Source organism: Arthrobacter sp. D3-16, from assembly GCF_054408515.1.
The window spans coordinates 3,255,841-3,271,069 of sequence record NZ_CP096437.1 but is presented as its reverse complement, the minus strand read 5'-3'; the positions used below and the strand labels follow the sequence as shown (position 1 = coordinate 3,271,069).

Below are 15,229 nucleotides of genomic sequence, written 5' to 3'. Positions count from 1 at the left end.
GGCAACCATGACTGACCGGCCCGAACGTCCCGGGCGACGGCCGCGCACGGACGGCCTGCCCAAAACAGAGCCGCTGACCCCTGCCCAGGTCCGGCAGAACGCCGCAGCCAAAAAAATGCTGCGGCGCCTGGTCCAGGGTGAAAACCCGCCCACGGCGCCGATGAGCATCGTGGACCGGTTGACGGGGAGTCCCTACGCCAACCCGATGATCCAGGTGGGCGGCGTTGACACCTCTGCCCGCAAGACCCTCGACTTCGCCCTGCACCTGGCCGAAACCATGTTCCGGTACGGAGCCGGTGCGCTCGAGGTGGAAACGAGCATCATCGCCGTCACCGCTGCGCTGGGGCTGAAGAACATCGAAGTGGACATCACCAACCAGTCCGTGGGCATTAACTATGCGCCCAAGGACCAGACGCCCATTTCGCTGCTGCGGGTGGTGCGTTCCTGGACCAACAACTACGCCGGCCTGGCCAAGGTGCACCAGCTGGTGACAGACATTGTGGCCGGGGGAGTAGGCCGTGACGAGGCAATCCGCCGGCTTGATGAGGCCATCACCAGCCCCAAGCCCTTTCCGCGCTGGATGGTCACCGTGGCCTTCGGTACGTTCGCAGCCGTCTTTGTGGGAGTCCTGGGCGGCGGCCCGGTGTCCTCCGCCATCGCCTTCGCGGCCAACATCGGCATTAGCCTGCTGGCCCGCCAACTGGGCCGCTGGCGCGTCCCCGACTTCTTCATCACCGCCAGCTGCTCCTTCGTAGTGACGCAGCTGGCACTGGTGCTTTGGCAGTTCGGGCTGACAACATCCCCGGCCATCGTGGTGGTGGGCGGCATCCTGCTGCTCCTGCCGACAGGACGCCTCGTCTCGTCGGTGCAGGACGCCATTAACGGCTTCCCCGTGACGGCAGCCGGACGGTTCCTGTCCACGCTGCTGACCTTCGGCGCCATTGTTGCCGGCATCGCCGTCGCCTTCGTTGTGGGTGAATTGACCGGGATGCAGCGCATTGACGTCACCCAAACGTTCCCGCCGGCCTACGATCTGTGGGTCCTGGTGATCTTCGTGGCGGTGGCCGTAATGGCGATTGGCATCACCGAACAGACCAGCTGGCAGCTCCTGCTGCCTACAGCAGCTGTTGGCGTGGCCGGCTACCTCGTCCTGCTCGCGGCCGGCCAGCTCGGCGTGGGCGACCGGTTTTCGCCGGCCCTGGCCGCCGTGGTCATCGGCCTGCTGGGGCGTGTGGTCGCCCTTCGCATGGGGGCGCCGCAACTGGTGGTTGCCGTGCCTGCAGCCTTGATCCTGCTGCCCGGCCTGACCATCTTCCGGTCCATGTACGTGCTCACCATCGAGGAGGCCGAGATCCTGCTTGGCGCCGGCGGGATGCTGAATGCAGGGGCTATCGTGCTGGGTACAGCGGGCGGAATTGTCCTGGGCGACACCCTTGCCCGGCCGCTGACGCGCAGCCTGGCAAGCAATGAGCGGCGGCGCGCCCGCCGCCGCTGACGCCGGGATAGGGCTGGGCAGACCAGTGCCAGCCAGGTCTGCCCAGCCCGGACTGGCTGGATCTGCTGTGGCTAGATCTGTCCCACCGGCAGTTTTTTCTCGGCCTGGAACACATCCTCCACGCGGCCCTTGGCCCAGTAGCCCGAGAGGGAGACCTGGCTGCGTTCCAGGCCCCGCTGATCGAAAAGGACCCCGCGCAGGGCCTTCATGTAGCCGCGCTCACCATGGACGAAAACATCCACCCGGCCCGCGGGCCACTCGGCGTTTGCCACGGCCTGCACCAGGAGGTCGCTCTCGCCTGCAGGGACACCATTGCGGGCAAGCCAGTGGATTTTCACCCCGGCGGGGGCGGCAATGAACTGGATGTCGGCGTCGGAATCAACCTCCACAAAGGCAAGGCCTTCCGCCTCCGGCGGCAGGGACTCCAGGCACGCGGCAATTGCGGGCAGCGCCGCCTCGTCGCCCGCATAGAGGTACCAGTCAGCATCGCGTGCCGGATTGTAGGCGCCCCCGGGGCCGGTGAAGGTGAGGACGTCGCCGGGCTGCGCCCTGGCGGCCCAGGGGCCTGCGAGGCCCTCGTCGCCGTGGACTACAAAATCGATGGCGAGCTCGCGGGCGGCAGGGTCCACCCAGCGGATGGTGTACGTCCGGGTGAAGGGCCACTGTTCCCGTGGCATGGTCTCCCGGATGCTCCACAGGTCCAGGGGGGAGGGATACTCCACGCCCGGCTGGGGAAAGACGATCTTGACGTAGCGGTCCACATAACCGTTGTCCACGAAGTCCGCGAAGCCGTCCCCGCCGGCCACGATCCGGACCATGTGCGGGGAAAGCTCTTCCCTGCGCAGCACGGAGAGGTTGATCTGCGGACGGCTTTTCTTGGTGGCGCTGGTAGCGGCGGGAAGGGTGTTCATAAGGCAAGCCTAAGCTAGGGTGCTGCGGGGAGTTCCCAGGTTACGCCCAGGGCGCCCTGCTCCATCAGCAGTTCATTGACCCGGCTGAAAGGCCGGGACCCAAAAAAGCCGCGGGATGCGGACAGCGGGCTGGGGTGGGCGCTGGCCACGGCAGGAGCCCCGGCCAGGAGGGGGCGGACGCTCTCGGCGTCCTTTCCCCACAGCACGGCAACCAGCGGCATCCGGGACCCGTTCGTGTCCCGCCGGTGGGCCACCGCGGAGACTGCCGCCGTCGTGATCTTCTCCCAGCCCTTGCCGCGGTGCGAACCGGGGGATCCCGCCCGCACCGTCATCACGCGGTTGAGGAGCAGCACGCCCTGGTCGGCCCAGGCGGAAAGGTCCCCGTGGATCCTGGCCGGCAACCCGAGGTCGGATTCCAGCTCCCGGTAGATGTTCGCCAGGCTCCGGGGGATGGGCCGGGTGCGCCGATCCACGGAAAAGGACAATCCCACTGCGTGCCCCGGCGTCGGGTAGGGATCCTGGCCCACAATCAGGACCTTCACGTCGGCGAGGGGCTGCCGGAAGGCCCGCAGGACGTTCGACGGCGCCGGCAGCACCTGGTGCCCGGCCCCCACGTCGTCCGCGAGGAAGGTGAGCACCTCCCGAAGTTCTTTTTCGACACCCGCCAGGGCAGCGGCCCAGTCCGGGGCCATGAGCTCATCCAGCGGGCGCCGCGCCAGCTCAACGAAGCCCGCTCCCTGCGCCGGTTCCTGTACGAGCTCGAACAAGGCATCTGATTCAAACACGGTCCCATTCTTGCAGGGCAACCCGCACCGGGCGCAGGGCGTGGCCTTCCACGCCGCAAATGACAATGCTGTTATTCGTCCGTAGCATGGGGGTCAGACATTTTCGTATCCAGCTAAGGAGTACGCCGTGGCGGAACCAGCCCGGGAGCACCTGCCGGAGCAGGAAACCCGGCAGTCCCTCCTGGCCGGCTTCACGCTCCGGGAGTCGCCGCTCAGCGAGCGTGACCAGCAGATGCTTGCCCTGGAGCGGCAGTGGTGGAAGTACGCCGGTGCCAAGGAACAGGCCATCCGGGAGCTTTTCGACCTCTCCGCAACCCACTACTACCAGCTGCTTAACGCACTGATCGACACCGAGGATGCGCTGGCCCACGATCCGATGCTGGTCAAGCGATTGCGTAGACTACGTACGTCGCGTCACCGTGCACGTACTGCACGGCGCCTGGGGTCCGACGCGTAAGACTCCCACGCTGAGCATTCAGCAGCAATCAACAAGGAATATGTCGTCCATGACCAAATACGCCCGCGATGAATTCGACAAAGTCCCTGAGACTGCGTCGCGACAAGGTGTCCACCGCACGGCTTCCGCCCCGTCACGGGTACGGCTTTGGCCCATCCTGGCGGTGGGCATGGTTGCGCTGGCCATCGGTCTGGTGTCCTTCCTGATCCTTCCCAAGCTCGGTTTCAGTGGGCCCGGCAGCCAGGCCGTTTCGAGCCAGGAGGCATCCGCGCTGGCCGCCACCGGTTCCACGCCCTCTGCCACTCCTGACGTTTCTCCGGGACCCTCTGCGGAGGCAGCGCCCCCTGCGCCCAGTGAGCCGGAACCCACCGCCGACGCTGAGCCGGAACCGAGCGCAACAGATCCGGCCCCGCTGTTTATCGACAAGACGCAAAGCGTCGCCATCTACAACGCGGCCGGGACGGCAGGACTCGCCGGGCGGGTTGGCGGAACGGTCCAGGCGGACGGCTGGACGCTGGGACAGGTAGGCAACTGGGCAGGTTCACCCCAGCAGGCCTCGATCATCTACTACCAGGGGGCAGACCAGCTGCCCAACGCACAGGCCCTCGCGGCGCTGCTGGGTATTCCCACCGTGCTCAACAGCACCGATTTCCAGGTGCCGCTCGTTGTGGTGCTGGGGCCTGGCTACCGGTAAGCAGTGTGCCGCCAGGCTGCGCCCTGTTGCAGCGGTCACGCCTCAGTAACTATTGAGGACGGGCCAAGGCCAACCCCGCGCCGGCGGCGCTGAATTGGCTAGAGTAATTTTTCAGGGTCGGTTCGGGGCCAGTCGGCACACAGTGGCGTGGGCGCCCGGAAACAACGGAAAGAGTGGTCGGCATGGCACTGGGAACCGTCAAATGGTTCAACGCAGAAAAGGGCTACGGCTTCATCACCGTTGACGGCTCGGGCGATGACATTTTCGTCCATTGGTCCGCCATCCAGGGTGAAGGTTACCGGGCCCTCGACGAGGGCCAGCGTGTGGAACTCGAAGTAGGCGAAGGCGAGAAGGGCCCGCAGGCAGAGAGCGTCCGGCCGGCCGAGTGAACCATCTGATCCTCCGTCCTGGACCCGTCCGCCGGACGCTCTTCACGGCTGCAGCCTGCTCCACCCTGGCTCTGACCGCCTGCTCCGGCGTCACCGGCAATGTGCGGGTGGAATCCGCAGAGGCTTCCGGCGACGGCACCCTGCGCGTAGGCCTGATCCTGGACAACACCGGCCACAGCGGCTTCCTCAACGCCCCGCAACTGGCCGCTGCCAAGCTCGCCGTACAGGAGATCAACGCCGCCGGCGGACACAAAGGCAAGCCGGTGGAGCTTCTTCCCGCCGACACAGTGCAGGACACGGCATTGCAGGCCCAGGCGCTGGTTGCCGGAAAAGCCGACGTCGTCATCGGCCCCACCGATTCAAGCCGTGCCGCAGCGGCCATCGATGTCCTCTCCCGCGCCCGGACGCCCCTCATCTCACCCGCCAACACCGCAGCCGGGCTAAGCAGTATCAGCAGCGGCGGCTATTATTTTCGGACTGCGCCGGCCGACGCCGCGCAGGGCCCGGTCCTGGTAAAGCTCGCCAAGGACGCCGGTGCCACGTCTATTGCGGTGCTGTACCAGGAGGGCTCCTACGGCAAGGACCTTTCGGCCGCCGTCGCCGCTGCTGCGGAACAGGCGGGTCTGGACGTGGTGGCCAATGCCGCATTCACAGCGGGCGACGCCGGCAACGCGGCCGATACCGCCGGAAAGGCTGACCCCGGCGCCGTCTTTGTCATTGCCCGCGATGGTGCCCAGGGAGCCCTGGCGGAACTGGCCAATTCCGGAGTTGACGGGAAGCGGCTCGTCCTCAGTGACGGCGCCTTCGGCCGATACGGTTCAGGGGTGGCAGCCGGATACCTGGACGGCGCCCGCGCGGTGGTTCCCGGACAACTTCCTGATGCCGACTTCCAGGCAAGGCTCCTGACGGTGGACCCCGGCCTGAAGGACGTATCCTTCGCTGCCGAAGCCTATGACGCCGTAACCCTTGCTGCCTTGGCTGCCGCAAGGGCGCAGGACGACGCCGGCCGGTCTGTTGCCGCCAACCTGATCGCCGTATCGGGAGGAACGGGGGGACCATCAGCGGGGGATGCGTGCCTGTCCTACAAGGACTGCCTGGCGCATTTGAAGGCCGGAGCGGACGCAAACTACGACGGCGAATCCGGGCCGGTTGCCTTCGACGCCAACGGAGATGTCACCACGGCCACCTTCACCGTCTTCACGTACGGCGCCGACAACCACTCTGCCGTGAGCGGCCTTGAGACCGCGGGGCGGGCTTCGAGCTAAACCCCGTGCCGCTGGCGGCAGCACCGTTTTCCGTCGTCTTTCGCTTGCACTCTAACGTGGGGAGTGCTAATTATTGAGTTAGCACTCTGACGTACCGACTGCTAAAGCAATGCTGGTTCCGGCCTGCGGCGCGCGGCACCGGTCGAGGAGCGAAGAAACACCTAACTGGAGTGAGATCCGCACCCCGAGGCATACAGAGGCCAACGGCGAAGGATCGTCCGTCGCGGGCACTGCAGCGAAGGTTCATTCTTAACGACTGTCCCGAAAGGACTATTGCCGTTATGGCCAAGATCATTGCATTTGATGAAGAGGCACGCCGCGGCCTTGAGCGGGGCCTGAACATCCTCGCCGACGCCGTTAAGGTCACCCTCGGCCCGCGTGGACGCAACGTCGTCCTCGAAAAGAAGTGGGGCGCCCCCACGATCACCAACGATGGTGTTTCCATCGCCAAGGAGATCGAGCTGGACGATCCCTACGAGAAGATCGGCGCCGAGCTGGTCAAGGAAGTTGCCAAGAAGACGGACGACGTCGCTGGCGACGGCACCACCACGGCTACCGTGCTGGCACAGGCACTGGTGAAGGAAGGCCTGCGCAACGTTGCGGCCGGCGCCGACCCGCTGTCCCTCAAGCGCGGCATCGAGAAGGCTGTTGAGGCCGTCACGGCCGAACTGCTGAACTCCGCCAAGGAAATCGAAACCAAGGAAGAGATCGCCGCTACGGCGTCCATCTCCGCTGGCGACGAGGAAATCGGCGCCCTCATTGCCGAAGCCCTGGACAAGGTGGGCAAGGAAGGCGTCATCACGGTCGAGGAGTCCAACACCTTCGGCCTGGAGCTTGAGCTCACCGAAGGCATGCGCTTCGACAAGGGCTACATTTCCGCCTACTTCGTCACCGACACGGAGCGCCAGGAAACGGTCCTTGAGGATCCGTACATCCTGATCGTCAACTCCAAGATCTCCAACGTCAAGGAACTGGTTGCTGTCCTCGAAAAGGTCATGCAGTCCAACAAGCCGCTGCTGATCATCGCCGAGGACATCGAGGGTGAGGCACTCGCCACCCTGATCGTCAACAAGATCCGCGGCACCTTCAAGTCCGTCGCCGTCAAGGCTCCGGGCTTCGGTGACCGCCGCAAGGCGCAGCTTGCCGACATCGCCGTCCTCACCGGTGGCCAGGTCATCGCCGAGGAAGTTGGCCTCAAGCTGGAAAACGCCGGCCTGGAACTCCTGGGCAAGGCACGCAAGGTTGTTGTCACCAAGGACGAAACCACCATCGTCGAGGGTGCAGGCGACGCCGACCAGATCGCCGGCCGCGTATCCCAGATCCGCGCCGAGATCGAGAACTCCGATTCGGACTACGACCGCGAGAAGCTGCAGGAACGCCTGGCCAAGCTGGCCGGCGGCGTGGCAGTCATCAAGGCCGGTGCCGCAACCGAGGTTGAACTCAAGGAGCGCAAGCACCGCATCGAGGACGCTGTGCGCAACGCAAAGGCAGCCGTCGAGGAAGGCATCGTCGCCGGTGGCGGCGTGGCCCTCATCCAGGCCGGCGCCAAGGCATTCGCCAACCTGCAGCTTTCCGGTGACGAGGCAACCGGTGCGAACATCGTCCGCGTTGCCATCGATGCTCCGCTGAAGCAGATCGCCTTCAACGCCGGCCTGGAGCCGGGCGTTGTGGTGGACAAGGTCCGCGGCCTGCCCGCCGGCCACGGCCTGAACGCAGCAACCGGCGAATACGTCGACCTGCTGGCCGCCGGCGTCAACGACCCCGTCAAGGTAACCCGCTCTGCCCTGCAGAACGCGGCCTCCATCGCCGGCCTCTTCCTCACCACCGAGGCAGTTGTGGCGGACAAGCCGGAGAAGAACCCTGCTCCGGTTGGCGGCGGCGACGACATGGGCGGCATGGGCGGCTTCTAGCCTCCACGCCGGGCCCGTCCCGCACGTACACACAAAAGCGGCCCCCTCGTTTGAGGGGGCCGCTTTTTGTGTTCGGGCTTTTGCCGGACAGTTCTATTTCCTGGCGCCGGCCAGCATTCCTTCAACTTCCTTCTTGAATGCTTCGGCAGCCGACTGCGGCGTGAGGCGGTCGTACAGGACTTCATCGGTGTACCGCTTGATCACGTTCTGCACGCTGCCTGCGCCGACCGGAGGAACGGGCGGCGCTTCCTTCATGTCAGGGGCGATGTCCTTCAGGAAGCCAACCACCGTGGTGTCGGCGGGCTTCAGGGAGGGTGAAATGCCGTCCACAATCTCGGGGTTGGTGGGCACTCCCCGGTCCGTCATCAGGATGGCCCCGGCATCGGGGCTGTTGGCCAGGTAGTTGATGAAGGTGGCCGCGGCTTCCGGGTGCTTGGACCGTGAAGAAGCGGACCAGAACATGGTGGGCTTGTAGTACATGCCGTTACTTGCCGCCGAGCCGTCCTTGCTGGGCGCGCGGAGCATTTTGATGCTGCTGCCGGTGGTGGCCTCCAAGGAGCCGAGCTGGTTTGTCCACCACCACGCCATGCCTACCCGGTTGGTGCCGAAGAGGCTCTCCTCCAGGCCGGCGCCGGCATCTTCGGTGGCGACGGTCGCCGGCGGGCTCGCCTTGGAATCGCGCTGTTCCTTCAGGCGCTCCCAGAAGGAGGCGGCCGTTGCGGTGTCGAAGTCCAGCTTGCCGTCCTCGGAGTAAAGGTTTTCGCCATGCTGGCGCAGCCAGATGATCAGGTCCGCCTCATTGCTGCCGTATGCCGCGCCGTAGTTCTTCCCGTCCCCTGCGGCGCTGATTTTGGACGCAGTCTCCATGAATTCGTCCCAGGTCCACTTGGTGTCATCCGGCAGGGGCACGTTGGCAGCCTCAAAGACCTTTGTGTTGGCCATGATGACATAGGCGTTCTGGCCCGTGCTCAGCCCGTACTGGGCATCGTCGTACTGGCCTGATGCCAAAGCTTCCTTGTCCAGCTTGGAGGTATCGATTCCTTCCTGCTTCGACAGGTCCAGCAGGGCTCCGCGTCCGCCGTACTCGGCAATGTACTTCTGGTCCATCTGGATGACATCGGGGGCATCGTTGGCGGCAGTCTTGGTGGCGAGCTTGTCCCAGTAGCTGGCCCACTCTCCGGGCTCGGATTCGATCTTGATATTCGGGTGTTCTGCTTCGAAGGCGTCGATCACCTTTTCGGTTTGCGCATTGAGGTACTCGTTGCCCCACCAGGCAAACCTCAGGGTCACTTCCTCGTTGCCGCTTGAGCTGGTGGACGCGCCACAGCCGGTTGCGAGCAGGGAGAGCGCCAGGGCTGCCGCGCCGAGCTGGAATTTCCTCCGGCTAACGGTTGGAATCGTCATTGATGTGCCTTCCTTGTTTCTGGGACGCGCTTCCTCAGGGGCTTCCCGGCACGCATCGTCGCGGCGGGACCTGAGGTGAGAAAGCGTTTTCTCGTATAACGTCCGATTGTGCCGGGGCCGGGACGTCCGCGTCAAGAGTTGGCGGCAAACGCTTTCCTCTGGCATCCTCCAGCGTCGTTTTTACGCTGGGTGGCCCCTCGTCCCGCTGCTGCCCTCCGGGGTGTTGCGCCGGGACCGCATCACCGCATTGTCACTGCCGTCTGGCAGGATAGACCGGTGACGATTACTGCAGCGGCCGACGGTTCGGCTTTAGGAAACCCCGGCCCGGCCGGCTGGGCCTGGTACGTGAATGACGGTTGTTGGCGAGCAGGCGGATGGCCCCACGGCACCAACAACCAGGGCGAATTGATGGCTGTCCTGGACCTGCTGCGGGCCACCGCGCACGTTCGCCACGAGGACCTTCACATCCTCTGTGACAGCCAGTACGTCATCAACTCGATCACCAAGTGGATGCCGGGATGGAAGCGCAAAGGCTGGCGGAAGGCGGACGGCAAGCCGGTGCTGAACGTCGATCTGCTGAAAGAGCTGGACCGGGAACTCGCCGGACGGAAGTACAGGTTCGAGTGGGTCAAGGGGCACGCCGGGCATGACCTGAACGAAGCCGCCGATGAACGGGCGCGGGCCGCTGCAACCGCCTACCAGCAGGGGGTAGCGGCCAGGTCGGGACCAGGCTTTCCCGGTACCCGGCACGCACCGGCTTCCGGAACCCCTGCGGCAGGCAAGGCCCCTTTCCCAGTTGAAATTCCGGCGGCCGCCGCCGGCGAACCCGACCTCTTCAGCCAGCAGGACACCGCCCCGCCGGAGACCACGCAACGGAGCGCCCGGCAGGACTCAACCCAAAAGGAACCCGCCCCGGAGGAATTCACCCAGCTGGACTTTACCCAGTTGGACGGCGCTTTTGACCTTGCCGGGGCGACAGGCCAGGCGGAAACCGCCCCGCCAGAAGCCCTTGTGGAAGAGCTGGAGCGTGAACTGCTTGGCCCGCTGGTGCGCGGCGACATCGGCAGGACTGCTGTCCTGCTGCACCCGGACTTCCTGGAAATCGGCAGTTCGGGCAGGGTCTGGACGCGGGACGCCATGATGATGGCACTCGAAGAAGACCCGGGTGAGCGGACAGATATCGAGATCCTCGGCGCGGACCGCATCGGCACCAGTGCAGTCCTGCTGACGTACCGGAGCTACGCACGCTCCGGTACGACTCTCCGGAGCTCCCTGTGGGTGCAGGACGGCGGCCGGTGGCGGCTGCGTTTCCACCAGGGCACGCCCGAAGCCTAGGGGCGCGCACACTGGGCACGATCAGCTGAACCTTTGCGTGTTCCCCTGCTCAGCCTGCGCATACGTGGCCGCGGCCGAAGCGAGGGCCATATTGATTGAGGCCAGGGATGCCTCCACCCTGCCTTGGGTGATGGTCCACTCCGTGATGAGTGCTTGGAAGTTGGTGGCAGCAGAGCCCCGCCAGGTGCCCTGGAGCTCGTCCAGCCCGCGTTTCATGGCCTGGACATCGGCGCTGATGCGGTCCACAGTCGCCTGGACGTTGGCGGACTTGAGCTGGAGGAGTTCGGTGTCGACGGAAATGATGCTCATGGCGGTGCCTTTCGCTGGAGCGGCAGCTTCTGCTCCCGCGCCCGGACTGTCCGGGCCACTGCGAGCCTAGGGAAGCGGGGGCGCGGGTGCCATTACGGGGAATCTATATGTGGATAACCCTGCCGTCGCTGCCCCGGGAGTCACTGCCGGCGGGCTTGGGAAAAGAGCCCAGGCTTTCTGCTTCCTCGACGTCCGCTGCTTCCTTTTCCTGTGCGTCGTCGCGGTGCGGAAGGGCGACTACCAGCGTGGCGCCCCCGCCGTCGGTATTTTCCACGCGGACCGATCCGCCGTGGGAGCCCACGATCGCGGCCACGATGGCCAGTCCCAGGCCGCTGCCTCCCGTCTCCCGTGTACGGGAGGTATCGGCCCGGTAGAAGCGCTCGAAAACCTTGGAGGCGTCCTCCTCCGAGATTCCCGGCCCGTGGTCGCGGACCTCAATAACTGACCGGGGCTGCCCGCCCTCCGTGGCGCGGACGCCCACAGCCAGCTCGATGGGGCTTTCTTCCGGGGTGTAGCGCAGCGCGTTGCCTACGAGGTTTCCCACCACCTGGCGGAGTTTGGCCTCGTCGCCGAGCACCGGCGCAGGGGCTGCCGGGCCACCGTCGAGTCCGGTAAGGGATATAACCCGTGAGCGGGCGCTGGCTTGGGTGTCCACTACTGCGTCATGGGCGATCAGCTGGAGGTCTACGGGCTTTTGCTGCAACGGCCGTTGTTCGTCCAGGCGGGCCAGCAGCAGCAGGTCCTCCACCATGTTGCCCATGCGTTTGGCTTCGCTTTCGATCCTGCCCATGGCAGTGGCCACGTCCTCCTCAGTGGCCAAGGCGCCGTGCCGGTACAGCTCCGAGAAGCCGCGGATGGTCACCAGCGGCGTCCGCAGTTCGTGGGACGCATCGGCGGCAAACCGGCGCATCCTCGCCTCAGAGGCCGTGCGCGCGGAGAAGGCGGTTTCGATGTGGGCGAGCATGGCGTTCAGGGAGCTGCTGAGCCGGCCCAGCTCGGTTCCGGGATTTTCCACGTCCACCCGGCGGGACAGGTCGCCGGCGGCAATGGCGGCGGCTGTCTTTTCGACCCGGGCAAGCGGCCGGAATGCCCGCGAGACAGTCCAGCTGGCAATCAGGGATGCCAACAGGAGCGTCAGCAGGCCCACGCCGATGACAACAAGGGTGGCGTGCTCCAGGACGTCGTCAACGCTTTCCAGCGGCAGCCCGATGACCACCACGGCTGTGGTCTGGTTGTTCTGCACCGTCACCGCGATAACCCGCCAGTTGTGGCCGTCGGTGCCGCGCACCTGGTATGGGTCGGTGCCGCGTTCCCGGGCCTGTTCCACAGTCATGGAGCTGATGTCCGGCCCGTTGTCGGGCTCAGCGCCGAAGGGAAAAGGATCTTCCCCGGGCACGAACAGAATCAGCGAGTAGTCGGTGGGAACCATGGGGGCCTGCAGCTGCGAGAAGGACCGCTGCCGGCTGGCCAGCTCAACGGCTGCCTGCAGCTTTTGGTCCACCTGGCCCTGCAGGTAGCTGTGAAGGAGGGCCAGGGTACCTGCCCCAGTCACCGTTAGGGCAACGATAAGCAGCGCCATGATCATGGCCACCAGTTGCGTCCTGAGCGAGGACGACTTCCACTGCTGCAGCAAGGTCAGCGCTTTTCTGCCGTCCGGAGCACGTACCCCACGCCGCGCTTGGTCTGGATCAGGGCCGGAGCTTCAGGGTCAATGTCCACTTTCCGGCGAAGGTAGGAGATGTATGACTCCACGATGGAGGCATCGCCGTTGAAGTTGTACTCCCACACATGGTCCAGGATCTGCGACTTCGACAACACCCGGTTCGGGTTGAGCATAAGGTAGCGGAGCAGCTTGAACTCCGTGGGGGACAGTTCGATGACTGTGCCGCCGCGCCGTACTTCATGGGCGTCGTCGTCAAGCTCCAGGTCATCGACGCGGATCACGGCGTCATCATCGAGCAGGGGCTGCGTCCGGCGCAGGACGGCGCGGATCCGGGCCACTACTTCATCGAGGCTGAAAGGTTTGGTCACGTAGTCGTCCCCGCCGACCGTGAGGCCCGTGACTTTGTCCTCTGTATCGTCCTTTGCTGTCAGGAACAGAACGGGAAAATGCTTGCCGGAAGCCCTGAGACGGCGGGTAACGGTGAACCCGTCCATGTCGGGAAGCATAACGTCCAGGACGGCAAGGTCCGGAGCGTGCAGGTCGGCAGCAGCAAGGGCGTCCCGTCCGTTTGCCGCGGAGACGACGTCGAACCCGGCGAACCGCAGGGACGTGGAGAGCAACTCCCGGATGTTGGGTTCGTCATCCACTACCAGGAGCTTTGCCTCAGGTCCGTTCTTGTTCATGTTCCCATCATGCTCCCGGACGCTGGGAGTTGTCTGGATATTCCTTGGAAGCTCGGTGTGCGGACGCCGCTATCACCAGTGCATGGTCCCCGGTTCACCCTTGGTGGGACCGGCTACCCGGCCAGTGATCCAGCCCCCGTAGAAGTTCCCGGGCTGGGGGCGGACCCGCTCCCCGTCAACTTCGCAGTAGTCCATCATGCCGGGGTACACAGCCACCCGGCCAGCGAGCGCCTCGTATCCCGACGCGGGCTCAGAATAAAACCAGGCGGCCCCCTCTGCCGCCACCCTGCCTCCATGGACTGTGAGGTAGTGCGCCAAGCCTTTGAACTCGCAGAAGCTGCTGCCTGGCGCCGGCTCCAGTGCCCCTGGGCTGAACGCCGACCGGGGAAGGTAGTAGACCGGGGGATGGCTGGTCTCAAGGACCCGGAGCGAATCCGTGGTGTCCAGAATCAGCTCCCCGCCGAGGACTACCCGAATGCGTTCGGTGCTCGCCTCGACGCGCGGGGGCCTGGGGTAGTTCCACACGGACTCCTGCCCGGGACGGGGAACAGCGGGCGTGGCTTTACTTTGCATTCCTCCAGTGTGCATGACGGGAACCGAAACGGGAGCGAGAACGTTTCCCGGATAACATCTTCCTCCTGGCCTAGGGCGGGCATACAGTGATGGAGCCGGGCCCGTTCCCATCCCTGGATTCATTGATTGAAGGACCGGCCCCGGTGCCGAAGGCGCCAGCGCCTGACGTCACCACACCGTGTTCTCCAAGATTCCCAGCCCAATGAAGGGGACAGACATCATGACTGATTTGAGTGCTTCCGAAAATACTGCTTCCAACGACCGCAGCATCCGCGACTGGGCAGATTTGGCAGAGGAAATGTGGTCTTACCTCACAGGTAAGGGCGCTGCGATCAACTACCAGTTCGTGGATATGACGGTCGAGGTGCCCCGGGACATCGGCCCTGATGCTCCCCGCGCCACTTGGAAACTTAACGGCAGCTTGCGCGTCACGACCAGCGACAAGGATGTTGCCGGTTCCGATCTGAACCGCAGCTGACGGACATGTCCGAGTTCCGCCTGGACGTGGACCTGTCCTTCTCCTATACGGATGAGTCGGGCTCGGTGACGAAGGGGAGTGCCGTCTCCTCGGGGACGGACGTCAAAGTGGCACTGGACAGCCTGGCACCCCTGGGAAGCGGCCGCATGCCGTCGCTTGACGACGTCAGGCCGCTGGCTAAGATGCTCGCCGGCAAGGGAGTCAGCGTCACGCTCTCCGGCCCGGACGGAGGCATTATCAGCCTTGGAGCCGTGGACAGTCCAGCCTCGCAACGGCTTGTAACCCGTTCGCCGTACATCAAACTGGGGAAACTGGGTGCGCTGGTGCCGCTTGTCCGGCAGAGCCGGCGGAAGCCCGCTGCAGCCAGGCTCCTGCCGCCGTCGACCCCCTTGCCGTTGCTGCCCACGGTCCAACGAAAGATCAACCGCCGGATCACCACCACCCACTACATCCGGGGCAGCGGCCGTCCGCGGCTGATCTTCGTCCAGGACTCAGCCGCCTGGACAGGCCAGATCCCACGGGAGGTCACACTGGCAGGGGAAACCACCACCATCGGCAGCGGCCCCGGCTCCGATATCCTGCTCGAAGGGCTGGACGGACTGCATGCCGAGATACGGCATGATGAACAGGACGAGTACGTGCTGGTCCCCCATGGGGCGGTCAGCGGCAGCGTCGCCGGCAAAGGCCCATCAGTACTTCGCACGGGTGCCAGGCTGCAGATGGGGCAGTGGTGCCTGGCCTTCTTCCGGGAAGAATTCGCCGATCACGGCCGTCCCTACGGCGGCCGCAGTGGCGGAGAGCTGGCCTATGAGCGTCCGCAGTTTGATCCGCGGTCAGGACGTATCGCGCGGGACAGCTCGAGGGGTGTCACCTAAGCG

The 15,229-nt window shown here is 65.2% G+C and carries 16 protein-coding genes; 9 read left to right on the top strand and 7 right to left on the bottom strand.

Going from position 1 to position 15,229, the window contains the following annotated elements; genetic code table 11:
- The first annotated feature begins 7 nt into the window (after nucleotides 1–7).
- Nucleotides 8–1,495: a threonine/serine exporter family protein gene (locus M1D32_RS15290; RefSeq protein ID WP_458779480.1), complete on the top strand. Its 1,488-nt coding sequence runs from the start codon at nucleotides 8–10 to the stop codon at nucleotides 1,493–1,495.
- A gap of 71 nt (nucleotides 1,496–1,566) precedes the next feature.
- On the opposite strand, the gene M1D32_RS15285 is transcribed toward M1D32_RS15290, so the two are convergent.
- Both M1D32_RS15285 and M1D32_RS15280 read right to left on the bottom strand, forming a co-directional pair.
- Entirely contained in the window at nucleotides 1,567–2,406 is an 840-nt protein-coding gene (locus M1D32_RS15285) for a siderophore-interacting protein (protein WP_458779479.1), read from the bottom strand.
- 14 nt (nucleotides 2,407–2,420) lie between these two features.
- Nucleotides 2,421–3,191 (bottom strand): uracil-DNA glycosylase, encoded by a 771-nt coding sequence (locus tag M1D32_RS15280; RefSeq protein WP_458779478.1) that lies wholly within the window; start codon nucleotides 3,189–3,191, stop codon nucleotides 2,421–2,423.
- Nucleotides 3,192–3,318: 127 nt separating this feature from the next.
- Between M1D32_RS15280 and M1D32_RS15275 the strand changes: the two genes are divergently transcribed.
- The 5 genes from M1D32_RS15275 (at nucleotide 3,319) to groL (ending at nucleotide 7,906) form a co-directional block, all read left to right on the top strand.
- The gene (locus tag M1D32_RS15275) at nucleotides 3,319–3,648 is read left to right on the top strand and encodes a DUF3263 domain-containing protein (protein ID WP_458779477.1); all 330 of its coding nucleotides are present in this window, start codon (nucleotides 3,319–3,321) and stop codon (nucleotides 3,646–3,648) included.
- A gap of 49 nt (nucleotides 3,649–3,697) precedes the next feature.
- Complete coding sequence (locus M1D32_RS15270) at nucleotides 3,698–4,342, top strand: LytR C-terminal domain-containing protein (RefSeq protein WP_458779476.1); 645 nt, start codon at nucleotides 3,698–3,700, stop codon at nucleotides 4,340–4,342.
- A 182-nt stretch (nucleotides 4,343–4,524) separates the two neighbouring features.
- Nucleotides 4,525–4,731, top strand: coding sequence for a cold-shock protein (locus M1D32_RS15265; RefSeq protein WP_015936110.1), 207 nt, complete (start codon nucleotides 4,525–4,527; stop codon nucleotides 4,729–4,731).
- A gap of 5 nt (nucleotides 4,732–4,736) precedes the next feature.
- Nucleotides 4,737–5,996, top strand: coding sequence for an ABC transporter substrate-binding protein (locus tag M1D32_RS15260; RefSeq protein ID WP_458782206.1), 1,260 nt, complete (start codon nucleotides 4,737–4,739; stop codon nucleotides 5,994–5,996).
- 281 nt (nucleotides 5,997–6,277) lie between these two features.
- Nucleotides 6,278–7,906: a chaperonin GroEL gene (groL, locus tag M1D32_RS15255; protein ID WP_458779475.1), complete on the top strand. Its 1,629-nt coding sequence runs from the start codon at nucleotides 6,278–6,280 to the stop codon at nucleotides 7,904–7,906.
- A 93-nt stretch (nucleotides 7,907–7,999) separates the two neighbouring features.
- Here the strand turns inward: groL and M1D32_RS15250 are convergent, their stop codons facing one another.
- Nucleotides 8,000–9,310: an ABC transporter substrate-binding protein gene (locus M1D32_RS15250; RefSeq protein WP_458779474.1), complete on the bottom strand. Its 1,311-nt coding sequence runs from the start codon at nucleotides 9,308–9,310 to the stop codon at nucleotides 8,000–8,002.
- A gap of 276 nt (nucleotides 9,311–9,586) precedes the next feature.
- Here M1D32_RS15250 and M1D32_RS15245 point away from each other — a divergent pair, with 276 nt between their 5' ends.
- Nucleotides 9,587–10,645 carry an RNase H family protein gene (locus M1D32_RS15245; RefSeq protein ID WP_458779473.1) on the top strand — a complete coding sequence of 353 codons (1,059 nt, stop codon included), beginning with the start codon at nucleotides 9,587–9,589 and terminating at the stop codon, nucleotides 10,643–10,645.
- Between the two features lie 21 nt (nucleotides 10,646–10,666).
- Here the strand turns inward: M1D32_RS15245 and M1D32_RS15240 are convergent, their stop codons facing one another.
- The 4 genes from M1D32_RS15240 to M1D32_RS15225 all read right to left on the bottom strand — a co-directional run bounded on the left by M1D32_RS15240 (nucleotide 10,667) and on the right by M1D32_RS15225 (nucleotide 13,873).
- A complete protein-coding gene (locus tag M1D32_RS15240) occupies nucleotides 10,667–10,954 on the bottom strand; it encodes a WXG100 family type VII secretion target (protein WP_458779472.1) in 288 nt (95 codons plus the stop codon).
- Nucleotides 10,955–11,057: 103 nt separating this feature from the next.
- Nucleotides 11,058–12,587, bottom strand: coding sequence for a sensor histidine kinase (locus M1D32_RS15235; RefSeq protein ID WP_458779471.1), 1,530 nt, complete (start codon nucleotides 12,585–12,587; stop codon nucleotides 11,058–11,060).
- Between the two features lie 2 nt (nucleotides 12,588–12,589).
- Complete coding sequence (locus M1D32_RS15230; RefSeq protein ID WP_142043766.1) at nucleotides 12,590–13,300, bottom strand: response regulator transcription factor; 711 nt, start codon at nucleotides 13,298–13,300, stop codon at nucleotides 12,590–12,592.
- 72 nt (nucleotides 13,301–13,372) lie between these two features.
- Entirely contained in the window at nucleotides 13,373–13,873 is a 501-nt protein-coding gene (locus M1D32_RS15225; protein ID WP_458779470.1) for a DUF427 domain-containing protein, read from the bottom strand.
- A 220-nt stretch (nucleotides 13,874–14,093) separates the two neighbouring features.
- Between M1D32_RS15225 and M1D32_RS15220 the strand changes: the two genes are divergently transcribed.
- Nucleotides 14,094–14,351 carry a hypothetical protein gene (locus M1D32_RS15220; RefSeq protein ID WP_458779469.1) on the top strand — a complete coding sequence of 86 codons (258 nt, stop codon included), beginning with the start codon at nucleotides 14,094–14,096 and terminating at the stop codon, nucleotides 14,349–14,351.
- A gap of 5 nt (nucleotides 14,352–14,356) precedes the next feature.
- A complete protein-coding gene (locus tag M1D32_RS15215) occupies nucleotides 14,357–15,226 on the top strand; it encodes an FHA domain-containing protein (RefSeq protein ID WP_458779468.1) in 870 nt (289 codons plus the stop codon).
- The last annotated feature ends 3 nt before the right edge of the window (nucleotides 15,227–15,229 follow it).